The following is a 16,020-nucleotide window of genomic DNA, read 5'->3' as shown; positions in this document are numbered from 1 at the left end:
ATAGATGGAGGAGAAAAGGTGAAGAAAATAGCAATTGTAACAGGGGCAACTCGTCTGAATGGAATTGGTGCAGCTGTATGCAAGGTGCTTGCTCAAAAAGGGATAGACATTTTTTTCACATACTGGTCTCAGTATGATAAAGCGATGCCATGGGGAATGAATGATCAAGAGCCCTTTTTGTTGAAGAAGGAGATTGAAAGTTACGGTGTTCGATGTGAAATGGCAGAAATCAATTTATCACAGTCTTATTCACCAAATCGTTTGTTTTATATGGTATCAGAACGATTAGGCGATCCATCTATTTTAATTAATAATGCAGCGTATGCTACTCATACGAGAATTGAGGAATTAAATGTAGAACAGTTAGATAAACATTATACAGTGAATGTTCGGGCAACTATGTTATTAAGTTCATTATTTATAAAACATTATGCATACAAGCAGAGTGGAAGTATTATTAATCTTACTTCAGGGCAGTCATTAGGTCCAATGCCAGATGAACTAGCATATGTGGCAACGAAAGGAGCAATTGAAGCATTTACAAAATCAGTAGCACCAGTTGCGATGGAGAAGGGGATTACCGTTAATGCCGTTGATCCAGGACCGACGAATACGGGGTGGATTACAGAGGAATTAGAACATTATTTAGTATGGAAATTCCCGCAAGGTAGAGTTGGAGAATCATTGGATGCTGCGCGCCTAATATCTTTTTTAGTAAGTGAAGAAGCGAAGTGGATTACTGGGCAAGTCATTCATTCAAATGGTGGTTTTTCATAAAAATATTATGTTAACAATTGTTGAGAAACAAAAAAATTAAGATATTTATATTTTTTTGTATAAATAAAATGTCAAGAAAGAGAAAAATTTGATAGGAGAGTATATTGTCATATGAGGATAGTAATTCTTGATGTGACAATATACTCTTTTTCTTTTACAGCAGAGAGGAAAAATGAAGTAGAAGAAACTCGAATATTCAAATCGGTTTATCAGTTTTTGTACGTATTATTATGAAGATTACTGTCGGAAAGATGGTGATTCATATGAAAAGGGATTTTTTAAGGGGAAATAGAATCGTAAAGGGGAGGATAAATTACGTAAACATAGGGGGATTTATATGAAAATGAAAAAGGTCGCTATCGCATCGATAACAATTGGTACAATGCTTACTATGGCAGCTTGTAGTCCTTCAGCAGATAAAGAGGTAGAAAAGAAAGAGCAAGTAACGGCACAAAATGAAGGAGAAACAAAAACGACAAGTACAGATGAAGCGTCAAAAACAACGAAAGATACTGAAAAAGAAACAAATACTTCTTCAAATGAAAAAACAGATAAGGATGCAAAAAATACAAAAGAATCGTCTGGAACAGAAAATAACGGCAAAACGACAAAAGAAAAAGAAACGACAGGAAAAACGAATGAGCAAACTACTAGTGGCAAAGCAACAGATCAATCAACTAGCGGCAAAACGACAGACCAAACGACAAGTGGAAAGACTACTAAAGATTCGAAGAAAAATGTTGCTGTGAAAACGAACGTAAAAGAAGTTGTGGCATTAATTGAAAGCTTAGACAAGCAATTAGCTGCTAACCCTAAATTAGAAACAGTGAATAAACTTGGAAAACAAATTAATGAGAAGTGGGATGTCATTGAAAAAGAGTTAGAAGCATCACATCCGACGGATTCTAAAACAATCGGTCAAAGTATGTATCCGTTAATTGTAGGTGCGGAAAAAGAAAAGATCGATATTACGAAAATGAAGTCGTTAACGTCGAAAACGAAAAAAGATTTAAATCAGTTATTGACGAAGTTATCGTAGTATGAAAAAGCCTACTTGTGTGAGTAGGCTTTTTACGTTGTTGTAATTGTATAAAGTTGGAACATATTTATTTTTTATTTTCAATTACGATACGAAATGAACCGTATGCTTGTTGACTGACATAATGATCTTCACTAACTTTATAAGGAAATGGAAATGCGACTATTTGGAAATTACTTTCCTGTTCCACTGCAGGTAGTGTGAAAGTAAAAGTTTGTCTCGTTTCTGGTGCGACTGTAGTATAAGCGACATTTTTATTATGGAATAATGCAACTTGTTCCCAATCTTTAAAGGCCACGATTGCATAAGGTATTTCATCTTTTGTTTCATTACCGTTAGATAGAGTTAATGTTTCACCTTCCTTTTCAGAAAATACCGTTTGCAATTTCTCTTCATTGCTCGTAACAAATAATGGCTCATAAAAACCATCTTTTAAAATAGTATTTGGCTGTATAGGCGTAGACTTTAATGTTTCACTTTCTTTATGAGGATGATGTATTGAATATCGCACACTTAAAATCTCTTCTAGTATAGACGCTTTATGTAAGTCATTATCTTTTAATTTATATTCAGGTTTTTTAATAATCAAAAAGGCTAATTCGCTTGCGTTAGGAGAAGTGTGTAAAGAGATTTTCGTAGTAATCGAACTATTTGGTTTCATATCGAAAGAGTAGTGTGACAGTTCATTTACAGTATTTTCTATTTTAAAAGGTTTTTGTACGTAATCTTCTAGAACAATTAATCCATACTTTCGGTCTTCGTCAATATTATGTATAAATGATAACGATACGTTAATTGTATTATTCTCACTAGTAATTTCACTACCGTTGTTAATATGTTGGCCTTGATTATCCTTCAAGCCGTATGAAATAGTATTGGTTTGTTGCTCTCTCTTATTTTCTTTGGAAGGTGTATAAGGTTGTATAATTGAAGCATGGAACAAAACATACATTGTAATGAAAGAAATAAGTAAACAAACGATAATGATATATATTTTTTTCATAAATAACACCTCAATATATTTAAAATATAAGAGAAAAAAGATATGCAAGATGCATATCTTTTTTCTCTTTCTTACCAGGAAGCTTTTGTTTCGTGATTCACATCATTATAACCATTTAATTTATAGGTATGATTACCAATAGCGTAATCATCTCCATAATAAACGCTTGTGTTGGTCGCTGTAGCACTTACATAAGATGATTTTTTTGCATTATTACTTTTCGTATTCACTAATGAGCCATCGCCATTGAAAGTCCTTGCTTTTGCATAAATATAGTCTTCGGTCGTAGTTGATTTGGATTTAGCAACTGCATATGGGTTACCAAAAAAGGGAGTATATACGCTAATGTTAGAATCATTCTTAGGTGCAGCTGCAACAGTCAAACTAGAAACATTGGATGTTTTTGCTGATTGAATTGTATCAAAGTCAACTAAAACAGGCTGCTTGTCTGCAGCACCCACCTCTGAGGCACTTGCGTTATTAGTAAAACCAAAACCTAAAACCGCTAACCCTAAAGTTGTCACCGCTAAAGATTTTTTCATATTCACTAATTTTCCCACCTTTTTTAATTTTTGAGTTCGAACTCAATTCATACAATATACGAAAAATTCGAAACTCTCAACAATCTATCCGATACTTAACTTTTCTTTTACTGTTGATTTAACATATCTTCATTTTAATAATTTGAATATAGCTTTAATTGCTTAGCGAACATGGAAATAGGGTTACCAATATGAAATTCATGTAAATGTAGATTTACACTTATAGAAGAGCACATGAATGAAAAGTAGGGTGGTAATGAAAGAGAGTTCGAAGCATCGCATCGAATGTAATACAAAACAATCGGATTATGTATTCATTAATTGTAGCGGCGGAAAAAGAAAAGATAGTAAAGGAGAGCATTAACGGTAAAAACGAAACACGGTATAAATCAATCATGTACGAAGCAATTCTACGTTTGTATGTAGGATTACTTCGTTTGTAAAGTTTAAAGCTGTTATTGTATTCCCTATGTTATTTTTAACTTTTTGTGGGAAACCTATCTGAAAAAGGATGGTGGCAAGAATGACAATTGATCGAGTGTGTACAATAGGACCAGCAAGTAATAATAAAGAAACGTTAGTGCAGTTAATAAAGAATGGTATGAAAATTGTTCGGCTAAATTTATCACATGGCACGCATGAAAGTCATAAAGACATCATTCGTTTAGTGAAATCTTTAGATGACTCTATTAAAATTTTAGGTGATGTGCAAGGTCCTAAAATAAGATTAGGTGAAATGAAGGAAGATCAAATTACACTTAAGGCCGGGGATTCTTTTCTTTTACATACGCAACCAGTCATAGGGAGTAATACAGAAGCAAGTGTGGATTATGTAGGTATTGCGAATGATGTGAAAGTAGACAGTAGAATTTTGATTAATGATGGAGAGGTTGAATTAATTGTTGAAAAGGTAAGTAAGGAAAAAATAGAAACAAAGATCAAAACAGGTGGTAATATCTCATCTCATAAGGGGGTGAATTTACCAGGTGCGACAGTTAGTTTACCGGCTATGACAGAGAAAGATAAAAAAGATATTCAATTTCTTTTAGAAGAAGGTGTTAATTTTATCGCGTGTTCTTTCGTACGAAAACCTAGTCATATAAAGGAAATACGAGATTTTATACAAGAGCATAAAGAAACGTCTCCAAGTTTAATTGCAAAAATTGAAACGATGGAAGCGATCGAGAATTTTCAAGATATATGTAAAGAGGCAGATGGAATTATGATTGCAAGAGGGGATTTAGGTGTGGAATTGCCGTATCAATTTATTCCGCTTTTACAAAAAATGATGATTCGTGAATGTAATCGAACGAATACATATGTTATTACAGCAACACAAATGCTTCAATCTATGGTAGATCATTCTATTCCTACAAGGGCAGAGGTCACCGATGTTTTTCAAGCTGTACTAGACGGGACGAATGCAGTGATGCTTTCTGCTGAAAGTGCATCAGGAGAACATCCAATCGAAAGTGTGAGAACATTACGTCTCGTTTCAGAATTTGCGGAGCACGTTAAAAAAGATGGACCTTTTGCGATGAAAGATGTACTGAAATGGCTTCATAAGTCTCTTTAATATGTAGCTTGGTAAGTGATGAATAAAAAAAGAGGGCGGATATGCATCCCCCTCGAGTTTTTAACGAATATTACTCTTGCTCTTCTTGCTCATCCAAAATCTTATCAAAAGCAGCCGATACTTTATCAAACTCTTCATCATTTTCAATGTATGAAAACTCATTATCTTCTTCTACTTTTAAAAAGAAGATATCAATGTCTTCCTCAGTTTCTGTTTGAATGTCTTCTACGAAAGCAACTGCAATATATTCTGCGCCTTCGACATCCATCGCTCCAAGTACTTCTACTTCCTGATCCTCGTTATTCTCATCACTAAGAGTAAACACTTCGCCAACTTCAATATCAGACATATTCATTCTCCTCCTGTTCGACTCTAAAAAATAGAGCGTTCAAACTGCATACATACTAACATATCTTTCCATGAAAAATCAATTTCATACATAAGAAAAATCAAATTCTACTTCTTTAGTATGAGTATCCAGCAATAAGGAGGAATATTTTTTGAGTGCTATATTACTAAATCCATTCAACAATTGTATCCATAGTCTGTCTTGTTTTATCACGCTTTGGCTCTTCTTTACGGTAACCAAAGGCAGCCATAACGGATACTTCAAAATTATCGTCTTTTACAATGCCTTCTTGACGAAGTAAAGAATCTACTTTCTCTTTATCAAATCCTTCTATTGGACAAGAGTCAATACCAATTTGAGCTGCACTCGTCATCATATTACCTAAAGCGATATAAGATTGTTTTGATGCCCAATCAAATACAGCACGGTCGGATTGGAATAAGTTAAAATCTGATTCCTGGAACCTTTTGAAGAATTCATATCTAATTTTTTGAGTGTCTTCAGGTAATCCAATAATATCGTTCATCATATATTTAATATAATCTGCATCATAATGCATATCTTTAATGTTTCTTGAAAGAACAATGACAAAGTGACTTGCTGTTGCAAGTTGCCCACCAGCACCCCATGAATATGGTTGTAGTTTTTCTCTTACTTCTTTATTTTGTACGATAACAAATTTCCAAGGTTCATATCCAAAAGAAGAAGGAGATAATCTGCCTGTTTCTAAAATGAAATTAAAATCCTCTTCTGAAATTTTTTGCATAGGATTGAACGCTTTACATGCATGTCTGAAATGAAAAGCCTCCATAATTTTTTCTTTTGTCATTTGGTTTGTATTTGTCATAAAAGTTCCTCTTTTCATTAATTTATTTTGTAAGTAAATTATATTTTTAAAGTAACATGGAAACAAGTACGCACATTTATGTGGTATAGTATCAAAAAAGATACTAATGTTAAGGGAAGGGATTTATTATGGATTGTTCAAAAGAAAATAATATAAATTACCCATTTTTAAATAAATATTCTTGTCCAGTGGAAGCGATGGTTGAGGTCATTGGAGGGAAATGGAAAGGGGTTATTTTGTATCATTTATTAGATGGTACAAAGAGGTTTAATGAATTAAAAAGATTAAAACCTAATATCACACAAAGAATGTTAACACTGCAGCTTAGAGAACTTGAAGCAGATGGCATCATACATCGCGAAGTGTACCGCGAAGTACCTCCAAAAGTAGAATATTCGTTAACTGAGCTCGGTGAATCACTTCGTCCAATGATTCTATTAATGATGGAATGGGCAACTCATAATATGGAGAAAGTTTTGGAGAGTAGAAATACGAAAAATAACAGTTAAGAGTTTTAGAAATAAAAGGTGTTTTCCATATGTGAAGACACCTTTTATTTCTATGTTTTTTACTTTTTAACTTCAACTGCTGAAGTTGCAAAGTCACTCAAGTTTGCAGTTTTACCATACCAATCAGCGTGTCTAAAAACAACACCTTTTCCATATCCTTCAGTTGAAGTACGTTCCCATAGCGTTGTTGAATAGCTAGCAGTAGGAGCTGCTGTACGTACAGAAGAAATTTGATTTTGCCAACTAGGGGACAAGTTTTTATAACCGCTACTTAGAGAAAAATACTCGCTACCTGTACGTTTATAGAAGTCTGTACTACCAGGTCCGCTCCCTCCAACACCAAGGGGAGTGATTGTATGATTCAACCTTTGTTTATCTTTTTCAATAAAAGACTCTAAACTTTCTTTGTTCGAAAATCCATAAGATAACCAGTCTCCATTTTGATTTTGTTTCGGTAGAACTAACGTTATTTTTACGTCTTCCTTTGATGGAGCACCCAATTTGTGAAACGAATCTACAGCCTTTTCATCTACAGTTACATATTCAAAAGAGGAAATCGTATAATCTTTTTCGGTACTAGCTGATACTGATCCTAATCCCACAGTTAATGATGAAATGGCTACCACTGCACCTACTATCAATTTCTTAAGCATGAATTCATCTCCTTTAAACTTAGATTTTTTTGTGTAACTAAAATGTATGTTAATTTAGGGGTATTGTAAATATTTAGAATTTTATAAAAATAAATCGGAATATTCTTTCATTAATCCGAAGTAAGGAATTCGCTTTCCATTAAAAAAGGATCTACTTAAAAAGTAAATCCTTTTTGGATATTAGCAATAAAGCTAGAGTGTGCTACTGATTTTGCTCTTTGCCGATTCACCTCAAAACTTTACTGAAGCAAAGGAGTTAGCGGGAGGCGTGCTACTTGTGAAAAAGACTTTGGTGTGTGCTAATATAGACAACACCATCCGTAATAAAAGTTTCGCTTTATCCTACTATGAATTACAAACTTCATTTTTAGTAGTGGAAGTAGCGTCTAATAAAAGGAAGATTGCTGCTATAATATGTAGAACGATTGCTATATAAGGAAAGAAGGCAACTAGAGTAACGATAATACCGATATAATGAGGGTACGTATTCATGCCTTCTTTTTTAGCTAATAAAAAAGTAGTGATATGTAAAACAATCAATAGTAGTAAAGGTATCCCATATAGGTTAACAAGACTTGGAAATAAATAATAACAAGGAAGTAATAAAAGATGATAGATTCCTGTAGTCCATTTTAGTGTTTCAAGTAGATTATAATCATTTTATGTAAATTAATTATTGGTTATCTATAAAATAGAAAAACCACCCAAACGAGGGTGGTTTGTATTATAAATAATTACTTAAAGAAGAAAGGGGAACTTTCACTTCACTACCTTCCTTCATATTCCGCATCACAACTGTTTCTGCACTAAGTTCCTCTTCGCCAATTATAAGTACATAAGGGATATTTTCTTTATTGGCATAATTAAGGGCGCGTTTTAGTTTGCGTCCTGCTAGTTCAAGTTCGATTTTCAATGAAGTAGTGGATCGTAATTGCTGGGCAATTTGTAAGCATTGTAATTCTGTCCCGAGTGGGATAATAAATAAATCCGCTGTAGAGGATATTGTTTCTTTCTGTGACAGTGCTGTATAAATAACGTCTAAACCGAATGAAATACCGACTGTTGGATAGTTCATATTATCACCACGGAATGCTCCGATAATATTATCGTAACGACCACCGCTACCGATGCTAGATGTAATTGAGCCATCTTTTAGAAAGATTTCATATACGGTACCTGTGTACATTGTGAGTCCTCGTGCTAGAAACGGATTGAATATAGCATTCTCGTTTATTCCAAGAGCAATTAAACATTGCTGTAGTTGTTGTAATTCGTTTATTCCATCGGTAACGAGTAGATTATTGAAAGCTTCTTTAAAGTCAGCAATTGTAAGCTTTAGACAAGATAATACGGTATTACATATCGTATCAGCCATTTCTTCAGTAATTCCGCGCCCCAATACATCTTTCCGTACACCATCAATCCCAATTTTTTCAATTTTGTCTAATGATAATATTACGTCACTCATTAATTCAGTAGGGATGTTAATGGACTGGAGAATACCGTTTAATAATTTTCGGTTATTATATTGGATCGTTACTTCTAAGTTTAACGTTCGGAACAGTTCAAACGCCATGCTCATAAGTTCAGCTTCCGCCATGACAGACTCAACACCGACTATATCAACGTCGCATTGTATAAACTCACGAAATCTCCCTTGTTTAATCGGACCATCTCGAAATACTTTCCCGATTTCATAACGCTTAAAAGGTAGGCGAATATTTGGATTCATCGCCACGACTTTTGCGAATGGAATTGTTAAATCGTAACGTAAAGCAAGCTCACGTTTTCCTTGATCTTGAAGTGTATATATTTCCTTTAAAATTTCATCACCACCGCCATACTTGTAAGACATAAGTTCATACATATTTAACGTAGGTGTCTCTAACGGTTTACAGCCATAACGTTCAAACGTATCTTCACACGCTCTTTTAATTTTATTTCGCAGCACTTGCTCCTCTGGTAAATAGTCCTTTGTTCCTTTTACATTTTTCATTTCCACTGTAATCACTCCTTTTTTAAATTGAAAAAAGCTATGCAGGTATAAAAACACCCACATAGCTTTATGAACGCTTCGTGGGTAAACAGGAAAAGCCCTGTACCCACGAAGAAAAAATTTTCTTCGGATACACGGCGTTACGTATGATGATGAAGTTGGAAAGAAGTATTAAAATTTCGCATTACAAATCTCTCCTTAACATAAGTTTTTCCAAATTATATCAGATGATTTTTGAAATATCAATATTTTCAGTTTTGAAAAATGCGTGAAGTTATGTAGGAGAAATGGAAAAGGGTGTATAATAAAAGAAAACTTAATAATATGAAATAACCTTTTAAGGAGAAGCTCATGAAAAAAGATAAAACGAATGCGATGCGAATATTAGATAAAGAAAAAATTGAGTATTCGATGATGTCATATGATCCAGACGATGGGAAAATTGATGGCGTGTCAGTAGCCGAGAAAATTGGACGAGAAGTGAGAGAAGTATATAAAACGTTAGTCGCTCAAGGGAATAGTAAAAATTATCATGTGTTTATCATTCCGGTAGATGAGGAACTGAATTTAAAAGCAGCGGCAAAAGCAGTTGGTGAAAAGAAAATTGAAATGATTCCAGTAAAAGATATTACGAAAGTGTCAGGATACATTCGCGGTGGTTGTTCACCAGTCGGAATGAAGAAGTTATTTTCTACATGTATCGATGAAAGCGCCCAATCACTTGAAACGATCATTGTAAGTGGAGGGAAAATTGGTATACAAATTGAGCTGAAAGTTGAAGATTTGGCGAAAGTAACGAGAGCGCAGTTTGGTGAGGTAACGAAGTAAATATACATAGGGGAAGAAGCTTTAGTTTAATTAATTTTAGATAATGATTTATCCCGCTATTTGTGGGGGTTTGACTGCCCACAAATAACGGAATAAAAAAATATTCTGCAAGATAGATTTTTTATGAATCATTATTTTAATTCAACATAACAAATGTTAGTTTAAAACTTTGATTATGTAATAGAATAAGCCCTTTTATTTTTGAAGAAGATTGATCAAAATACGCTTTTAATTGAACTATTTTTTTATATAAAGTCCGATTTACATTAGCGGTTTATAAAATGGTCTTGAACAATCTTAGAAAATTCTGTTGCGGCTGGAGTTAGTTCTTTTGCTGATTTCTTAACCAATCCAATCTCTCTAAAGATTTCTGGATTCAGCGGTAGACTACGTATATCTTTTAGTTTTTTTGGTAAAGCAAGGTCAGGCATAATTGTAATTCCTAGCTTTCCGGCAACCATTGAAAGCACTGTTTGGTTATCTTTAATATCGTATGAAATGCTTGGTTTTATCTTTGCTGTATGAAATTTTTCTTCGATTAGTGTTTCACAGCCAGATCGCAACATAATAAAGTTTTCTCCAATAAAGTCTTCTAAATTGATAATAGAATTCTTTTCAAATTGATGGCCTTCGTATATCACAGCAGATAAAGGGTCATTTAACAGATGAATAAATTCCACGTTTTTGACTGGCAATGCTGCAAAACCAAAATCTACTGTTCCTTCTTCCACCCATTTTATGATTTCATCGTAACCACCTTCATAAAGCCTTATCTCAATGTTAGGGAATTTTTCTTTATAGATAGAAAATAAAAACGGTATAAATCTAGCAGTAAAGCTGGGAAAACTCCCAATTGAAAGTTTCCCCATTTCCATCCCATTCACAGCGGCAACCTTTTGCTCAATATGTGCCATATTTTCAACAATTGCACGTATATGAGGGATAATATACTCACCTGCAGTCGTTAAGGATACTCCATTTCGTCCACGTTTTAATAAGTTCACACCAAGTTCTGTCTCTAGGGCTGTTATATTATGACTGACTCCTGATTGTGTAAGTCCTATTTGGTCTCCTGCTTTTGTAAAACTTCCATTCTCTACAACTTGTAAAAAGACTTCCAACTGAAAAAAATTCAATATTTATCATCTCCTTCTTCTTTTTATTATACATGAGAAAATCGAATATAATAAATGAAAAACATTCATTTTACTTATACAAAGATCAAGAATACAATAAATTCAGCTTCAGAAAAATTAAATGATGGGGGAATCGACACAATGATGAAACAAAAATATAACAAGATACTATCTCCGTATAATCTTTCCAATGGAACGACTCTTAAAAACAGGGTTGTAGTTGCACCTATGACAACTTACTCAGGTCAAGAAGACGGACGTGTTTCTGACGAGGAGATTGCCTACTATAGAAGAAGAGCTGCAGGTCCTGGTATGTTTATTACAGCTGCAGCTACGATTTCACCTGTGGCTACAAGTTTTCCTAGACAAATGAAAGTGTATGACGAGAAAAGTATAAGCGGTCTTACAAGTTTAGCAAATTCAATTAAAGCAAAAGGGGCAAAAGCAATTTTGCAGCTTCACCATGGTGGCAGTGAATCTCTTCCAGGGTATACAGGCGGAGAACAAATGGTTAGTCCAAGTGGTGTTGTAGCAAGCATTTATAAAGAAGCCGGAGAAGAATACATCCCTCGTGAACTAGGTCAAGATGAAATTGTATCTACGATTCAAGACTTTGGAAGAGCAACCTATTTAGCTATCAAATCGGGATTTGATGGTGTAGAAATTCATGGTGCGAATGGATATTTAATGCAACAATTTTTCTCTCCTTATTCTAATCATCGTAGCGACTATTGGGGAGGTACATTGGAGAAAAGAATGAATTTCCCACTTGCAGTTATAGAGGAAGTAAAACGTGTACGTGATCACTATGCTAGCAAGCAATTTATTATAGGTTATCGATTTTCACCTGAAGAACAGGAGGAATCGGGTATAAAGATGGATGATACTGTAGCATTTGTAAATAGATTGGCTGATCAAGAGCTTTCCTATTTACATCTTTCTGTAAAGAATGTATGGTCGCTTCCTCGTAGCGGCTCAAATCGAAAATTAACACGAACAGAAATCTTTCGAGATGTCATTGCTGGAAGAACCAGTTTTATTTCACTAGGATCGATTCATACACCTGATGAAGCGCTAGCCGTATTGGAGAAAGATGTACCCCTCTTTGCATTAGGTAGAGAAATATTAATGGAACCAGATTGGGTGAAAAAAGTAGAGGAAGGCAGGGAAGAAAATATTGTGAACATCCTACCTCGAGATAGCAGAAGTAAATTAGAAATTCCGAACCAGATGTGGGCTAACATAATTACACGAGATGGTATGCCAGAAAAGAGATAATCCTGTTTTACAAATATGTGCAGATATAAGGAGATTCATTATGAACAAAAAGCATTAACTCAACTAGCTCTAGCTATGTCCATATTTGGTTCTGTTGGCTTCTTTTCTCGTCTCACAGGACTTTTCGCAATTGAACTCGTTTTTGTTCGTTTAGTATATATTGTTATATTTTTTTACGATAAAATTTATTTAAAACCAGGAATAATCATTGATTACCTTTTTTAAAAACGAACATTTTTGTATTTTTTTATAAAAATGTTCATATTTATATTGCGTGCATACTAATAGTTTGTTATATTATCCATATAATAATTTTGAATAACATCACTCGTATATACTCGGTAATATGGTCCGAGCGTTTCTACCTAGTTCCCAATGAAAGAACTGGACTACGGGTTAAAGTATTCGGTCGGTTTGTGTATGGAGCCGCTACCGTTCTATAATGTAGCATTGACCTCGTCTTTTGCTTCATTAACTTTGACTACCGTAGTTCTAGAAAGTAGAGATTCTTCTACAATTTCTAGAACTTTTTTCTTTGGGCGAAAACATCGAGTATATGAAACAACAAGAGAAAGAGGAGAGATTATTTATGAAGAACAATATGTTAAAAAAATGTGCTACCCTAGTAACTACTATTGCATTGTCATCCTCAATACTTGCGGGATGTAATGCGAGTCCAAAACAAGTTGTTGAGGCAAAAAGCAACGAAAAGCCTATCTTAATTCAAGGTCCAATGCCGATAGAAGCAGAAAAATTTGCGAAAAGGTTAAAAAATGTGAAAGAAGAAAAATCTGGAACATTTGTATTTTATAAAGGAACTGTCGACAATTATCCTGTAATCGTTGCGAAAACAGGTAAAGGAATGGAAAATACAGCAGCTGCTACAGCAGTGGCTATTGAAAAATATAAGCCTATAGCAATTATTAACCAAGGAACATCGGGTGGCCATGATCCTAATTTAAACGTATTTGATATTGTGTTAGGAAAACAAGTTGCAAATATAGGTTCATTAAAAACCACAAATATGGATGAGAATCAAGGGATTGAGCCAACAAAATGGATATCTATGGATTTAATGGCTTCTGAAGGAAGTGCAGGAGAAGATCCAAATGCTGAGAAAATTCGATACTACGAGGGAGATAAGGATTTACTTGCAGCAGCTAATGCAGTGAAAGATACATATACAAAAGGTAAAGTGGTTGAGGGTACGATAGGTTCAGCAGACGTTTGGAATAATGAAGTTGATAGAATTAAGTGGTTCCATACAAAATACGGTACATCTGTAGAAGAAATGGAAGGCGCTGCTGCAGCGCAAATCGCAAAAGCTTATGACGTACCATTTTTAGGAATTAGAGTATTATCTAACAATAAAACAAACGGCGGAAAATACAACCCAAATACAGCAGCGGCAAATCAAGAATATGTATATGAAGTAGTTAAAAAGTATATAGATTCGATGCCAAATAAATAGAAGTAGTTGTATGCTCAACATAAACGTCAATTAGCTCCAAAAGTTTCCGAGACAGATAGATTTACCTTAGGAATGATAGTTGAAAAAGAAAAGCTTGTTTCTTATTGAAAAATATAAGAAATGAGCTTTTTTATTTAGAAAGAATTGAATAATTAGTTTATAGCGTTAATATATAATGTTGAATATCGTAATAATATAATGGAGGTGAATGTAAAATGGCTTTTACTACAGGTCCTATTGAAAACTTGGGAAATCAACCTGCTAATGCAAATAGAGTTAGGGTGAAAATCCTTAACCGTACTGCTGGCCCGCTTACTGGAGTAGTTAGAGTTTTTAGACTTGACGGTTCAATAGTATTAATTGAACAGGTGAATTTCAATGTGAATTCTAATGCTTCTACTATTGAAACTCTAAGTTTAGTTCATCCTGCTTTTGGACAAGCATTAGAATATGAAGTTCAAATTGTTCCTAATCAACCTGGTGGACTATATAGTGTTTATGGAATAACAGCTGAAAGTGTTATCATTACTGCACAACGTGTTGTCAATGCAGAATTAACACAGTTTCTTTAATAAAAATAGATTGGTGCCTACATGGTATCCAATCTATTTTTGTACTTATTTTTCAGAGAAAGAAGAGTTTTACACAAAAAATAAAGACAGTTATGGAAAAAGGAAGAGCCGAGCTATCATCTCGATTTGTACGATTGCTGTCCTAGACTCTATCTGTTTTATTGCACGGTTTTCTTTGAAAAATTTATTAAATATGCATAATTGCATAAAAAAATTGAAATTTATAAGTTAACATTAAACTACTTTTTAATTGTAAAGAATAGTTTAATAATCTTTACTAGGGAAGGATATTCCTTGTGAAAAGTGAATTTGTTTGAAAAGTAGATAAACCAAAAGTATGGAAATGATACAGACTGAATAGGGTTTTGTATTAAATAAAAGAGAAGGGGAATGGAGTTTTAAACGTTTTCGTAGTTTTAGGGAGAACATTTTTAGTAAATGACTTCAAATTATATTTTAAAGGGGAAATGGGTATATGAAGTTTCGAAATACAAAGCTTGCTATGGTTACACTATCTTCATTCTTTATTTTAGGTTCTGCATCTCTATCATTCACAGATACTATACATGGTGAAGTAGCTTCTGTATCACCACAAGAGATGACTGTAAAAAGCTATGACGATACATATTATAATAATGCAATAGGAAAAACGGGTTTGGAATTAAAGAAGGAACTTCATAATATTATTGATGATCATACAAAGTTATCATACAGTGCGGTTTGGGAAGCGCTAAGAGATACGGATGAAGATCCAAATAATAAAAACAATGTAATACTCTTATATACTGGGCGTTCGCAAGGGAAACTTACGAATGGTTCAGGAGTTAATAACTGGAACCGAGAGCATGTTTGGGCAAAATCTCATGGTGATTTTGGAACGGCTGCAGGACCTGGAACAGATCTGCATCATTTAAGAGCGACGGATGTATCTGTAAATAGTTCACGTGGAAATCTGGATTTTGATAATGGTGGTGTGAATCATTCGGAAGCGACAGAATGTAAATATGATAGTGATTCTTGGGAACCTCGTGATAGTGTAAAAGGAGACATCGCTAGAATGCTGTTTTACATGGCTGTTCGTTACGAAGGGGATAGCGGTGAAATAGATTTGGAACTAAATGAAAAGGTGAATAACAATAAAGATCCGTACATGGGGAAACTATCTGTATTACTAAAATGGAATGAACAAGATCCGGTCGATGATTTAGAGCGAAAGCGTAATGAAATAATTTTTACAAAATATCAACATAATCGCAATCCTTTTATTGATCATCCGGAATGGGTAAATAACATTTGGAACTAAGATTTGTAAAGGTATTATATTTTGTAAGAAGGGATTGATCATAATGATCAATCCCTTCTTACATCTATACTAGAATCAATAATTTTCATAGGATTGGAGAGGAAAATAGAATAGATGTTTTTGTATCATCAAGTTAAGTAT

18 protein-coding genes and 1 riboswitch are annotated in these 16,020 nt (G+C 34.1%); of the genes, 10 read left to right on the top strand and 8 right to left on the bottom strand.

Features of this window, described 5'->3' with window-relative positions; genetic code table 11:
• Positions 1-18: 18 nt before the first annotated feature.
• Positions 19-777 (top strand): SDR family oxidoreductase, encoded by a 759-nt coding sequence (locus JDS95_RS00745; protein ID WP_000716979.1) that lies wholly within the window; start codon positions 19-21, stop codon positions 775-777.
• 337 nt (positions 778-1,114) lie between these two features.
• Positions 1,115-1,816, top strand: coding sequence for a hypothetical protein (locus JDS95_RS00740; protein WP_199690142.1), 702 nt, complete (start codon positions 1,115-1,117; stop codon positions 1,814-1,816).
• Between the two features lie 67 nt (positions 1,817-1,883).
• Here the strand turns inward: JDS95_RS00740 and JDS95_RS00735 are convergent, their stop codons facing one another.
• Entirely contained in the window at positions 1,884-2,819 is a 936-nt protein-coding gene (locus JDS95_RS00735; protein WP_033661331.1) for a hypothetical protein, read from the bottom strand.
• 71 nt (positions 2,820-2,890) lie between these two features.
• A complete protein-coding gene (locus JDS95_RS00730) occupies positions 2,891-3,367 on the bottom strand; it encodes a hypothetical protein (RefSeq protein ID WP_001056341.1) in 477 nt (158 codons plus the stop codon).
• Between the two features lie 232 nt (positions 3,368-3,599).
• On the opposite strand from JDS95_RS00730, the gene JDS95_RS31520 reads away from it, so the two are divergent.
• Both JDS95_RS31520 and JDS95_RS00725 read left to right on the top strand, forming a co-directional pair.
• Positions 3,600-3,725: a hypothetical protein gene (locus JDS95_RS31520; RefSeq protein WP_255535816.1), complete on the top strand. Its 126-nt coding sequence runs from the start codon at positions 3,600-3,602 to the stop codon at positions 3,723-3,725.
• Between the two features lie 147 nt (positions 3,726-3,872).
• Positions 3,873-4,937 (top strand): pyruvate kinase, encoded by a 1,065-nt coding sequence (locus JDS95_RS00725; RefSeq protein WP_002044155.1) that lies wholly within the window; start codon positions 3,873-3,875, stop codon positions 4,935-4,937.
• Between the two features lie 70 nt (positions 4,938-5,007).
• Here the strand turns inward: JDS95_RS00725 and JDS95_RS00720 are convergent, their stop codons facing one another.
• Positions 5,008-5,292, bottom strand: coding sequence for a DUF1292 domain-containing protein (locus tag JDS95_RS00720; RefSeq protein ID WP_002039126.1), 285 nt, complete (start codon positions 5,290-5,292; stop codon positions 5,008-5,010).
• A gap of 160 nt (positions 5,293-5,452) precedes the next feature.
• On the bottom strand, positions 5,453-6,133 hold the full coding sequence (locus JDS95_RS00715; protein WP_000185745.1) for an NAD(P)H-dependent oxidoreductase: 681 nt from the start codon (positions 6,131-6,133) through the stop codon (positions 5,453-5,455).
• A gap of 128 nt (positions 6,134-6,261) precedes the next feature.
• On the opposite strand from JDS95_RS00715, the gene JDS95_RS00710 reads away from it, so the two are divergent.
• Positions 6,262-6,642: a winged helix-turn-helix transcriptional regulator gene (locus JDS95_RS00710; protein WP_000340640.1), complete on the top strand. Its 381-nt coding sequence runs from the start codon at positions 6,262-6,264 to the stop codon at positions 6,640-6,642.
• A 59-nt stretch (positions 6,643-6,701) separates the two neighbouring features.
• Here the strand turns inward: JDS95_RS00710 and JDS95_RS00705 are convergent, their stop codons facing one another.
• The 3 genes from JDS95_RS00705 to JDS95_RS00695 form a co-directional block, all read right to left on the bottom strand.
• Positions 6,702-7,295, bottom strand: coding sequence for a hypothetical protein (locus JDS95_RS00705; RefSeq protein ID WP_199690141.1), 594 nt, complete (start codon positions 7,293-7,295; stop codon positions 6,702-6,704).
• Between the two features lie 345 nt (positions 7,296-7,640).
• Positions 7,641-7,913 (bottom strand): hypothetical protein, encoded by a 273-nt coding sequence (locus JDS95_RS00700; RefSeq protein ID WP_085450397.1) that lies wholly within the window; start codon positions 7,911-7,913, stop codon positions 7,641-7,643.
• A gap of 106 nt (positions 7,914-8,019) precedes the next feature.
• Positions 8,020-9,297, bottom strand: a complete 1,278-nt coding sequence (locus JDS95_RS00695) for a histidine--tRNA ligase (protein WP_085450396.1) — start codon at positions 9,295-9,297, stop codon at positions 8,020-8,022.
• Between the two features lie 345 nt (positions 9,298-9,642).
• Between JDS95_RS00695 and ybaK the strand changes: the two genes are divergently transcribed.
• A complete protein-coding gene (ybaK, locus tag JDS95_RS00690) occupies positions 9,643-10,119 on the top strand; it encodes a Cys-tRNA(Pro) deacylase (RefSeq protein ID WP_000710867.1) in 477 nt (158 codons plus the stop codon).
• 266 nt (positions 10,120-10,385) lie between these two features.
• On the opposite strand, the gene JDS95_RS00685 is transcribed toward ybaK, so the two are convergent.
• Positions 10,386-11,255, bottom strand: a complete 870-nt coding sequence (locus JDS95_RS00685; RefSeq protein WP_001008983.1) for a LysR family transcriptional regulator — start codon at positions 11,253-11,255, stop codon at positions 10,386-10,388.
• Between the two features lie 141 nt (positions 11,256-11,396).
• On the opposite strand from JDS95_RS00685, the gene JDS95_RS00680 reads away from it, so the two are divergent.
• The 4 genes from JDS95_RS00680 (at position 11,397) to JDS95_RS00665 (ending at position 15,879) form a co-directional block, all read left to right on the top strand.
• Entirely contained in the window at positions 11,397-12,533 is a 1,137-nt protein-coding gene (locus JDS95_RS00680) for an NADH-dependent flavin oxidoreductase (RefSeq protein WP_176220231.1), read from the top strand.
• Between the two features lie 308 nt (positions 12,534-12,841).
• Positions 12,842-12,945: riboswitch (purine riboswitch) on the top strand.
• Positions 12,946-13,122: 177 nt separating this feature from the next.
• Positions 13,123-14,004 carry a 5'-methylthioadenosine/S-adenosylhomocysteine nucleosidase gene (locus JDS95_RS00675; RefSeq protein WP_000794668.1) on the top strand — a complete coding sequence of 294 codons (882 nt, stop codon included), beginning with the start codon at positions 13,123-13,125 and terminating at the stop codon, positions 14,002-14,004.
• A 215-nt stretch (positions 14,005-14,219) separates the two neighbouring features.
• Positions 14,220-14,576 (top strand): ATPase, encoded by a 357-nt coding sequence (locus JDS95_RS00670; RefSeq protein ID WP_085450394.1) that lies wholly within the window; start codon positions 14,220-14,222, stop codon positions 14,574-14,576.
• 475 nt (positions 14,577-15,051) lie between these two features.
• Entirely contained in the window at positions 15,052-15,879 is an 828-nt protein-coding gene (locus JDS95_RS00665) for an endonuclease I family protein (RefSeq protein WP_085450393.1), read from the top strand.
• Positions 15,880-16,020 lie beyond the last annotated feature (141 nt).

It is taken from the genome of Bacillus cereus group sp. N24 (genome assembly GCF_016483345.1).
In the GTDB taxonomy this organism is placed as follows: Bacteria; Bacillota; Bacilli; order Bacillales; family Bacillaceae_G; genus Bacillus_A; species Bacillus_A toyonensis.
The sequence above is the reverse complement of the archived record's forward strand: the minus strand, read 5'-3'. Positions and strand labels throughout refer to the sequence as shown.

Bases quoted from the DNA above. Each gene is read 5' to 3' on its own strand.
- JDS95_RS00675 (WP_000794668.1), top strand. From the start codon at position 13,123: ATGAAGAACAATATGTTAAAAAAATGTGCTACCCTAGTAACTACTATT.
- JDS95_RS00705 (WP_199690141.1), bottom strand. From the start codon at position 7,295: ATGCTTAAGAAATTGATAGTAGGTGCAGTGGTAGCCATTTCATCATTA.
- JDS95_RS00715 (WP_000185745.1), bottom strand. From the start codon at position 6,133: ATGACAAATACAAACCAAATGACAAAAGAAAAAATTATGGAGGCTTTT.
- JDS95_RS00735 (WP_033661331.1), bottom strand. From the start codon at position 2,819: ATGAAAAAAATATATATCATTATCGTTTGTTTACTTATTTCTTTCATT.
- JDS95_RS00740 (WP_199690142.1), top strand. From the start codon at position 1,115: ATGAAAATGAAAAAGGTCGCTATCGCATCGATAACAATTGGTACAATG.
- JDS95_RS00720 (WP_002039126.1), bottom strand. From the start codon at position 5,292: ATGAATATGTCTGATATTGAAGTTGGCGAAGTGTTTACTCTTAGTGAT.
- JDS95_RS31520 (WP_255535816.1), top strand. From the start codon at position 3,600: ATGAAAAGTAGGGTGGTAATGAAAGAGAGTTCGAAGCATCGCATCGAA.
- ybaK (WP_000710867.1), top strand. From the start codon at position 9,643: ATGAAAAAAGATAAAACGAATGCGATGCGAATATTAGATAAAGAAAAA.
- JDS95_RS00665 (WP_085450393.1), top strand. From the start codon at position 15,052: ATGAAGTTTCGAAATACAAAGCTTGCTATGGTTACACTATCTTCATTC.
- JDS95_RS00710 (WP_000340640.1), top strand. From the start codon at position 6,262: ATGGATTGTTCAAAAGAAAATAATATAAATTACCCATTTTTAAATAAA.
- JDS95_RS00670 (WP_085450394.1), top strand. From the start codon at position 14,220: ATGGCTTTTACTACAGGTCCTATTGAAAACTTGGGAAATCAACCTGCT.
- JDS95_RS00725 (WP_002044155.1), top strand. From the start codon at position 3,873: ATGGTGGCAAGAATGACAATTGATCGAGTGTGTACAATAGGACCAGCA.
- JDS95_RS00680 (WP_176220231.1), top strand. From the start codon at position 11,397: ATGATGAAACAAAAATATAACAAGATACTATCTCCGTATAATCTTTCC.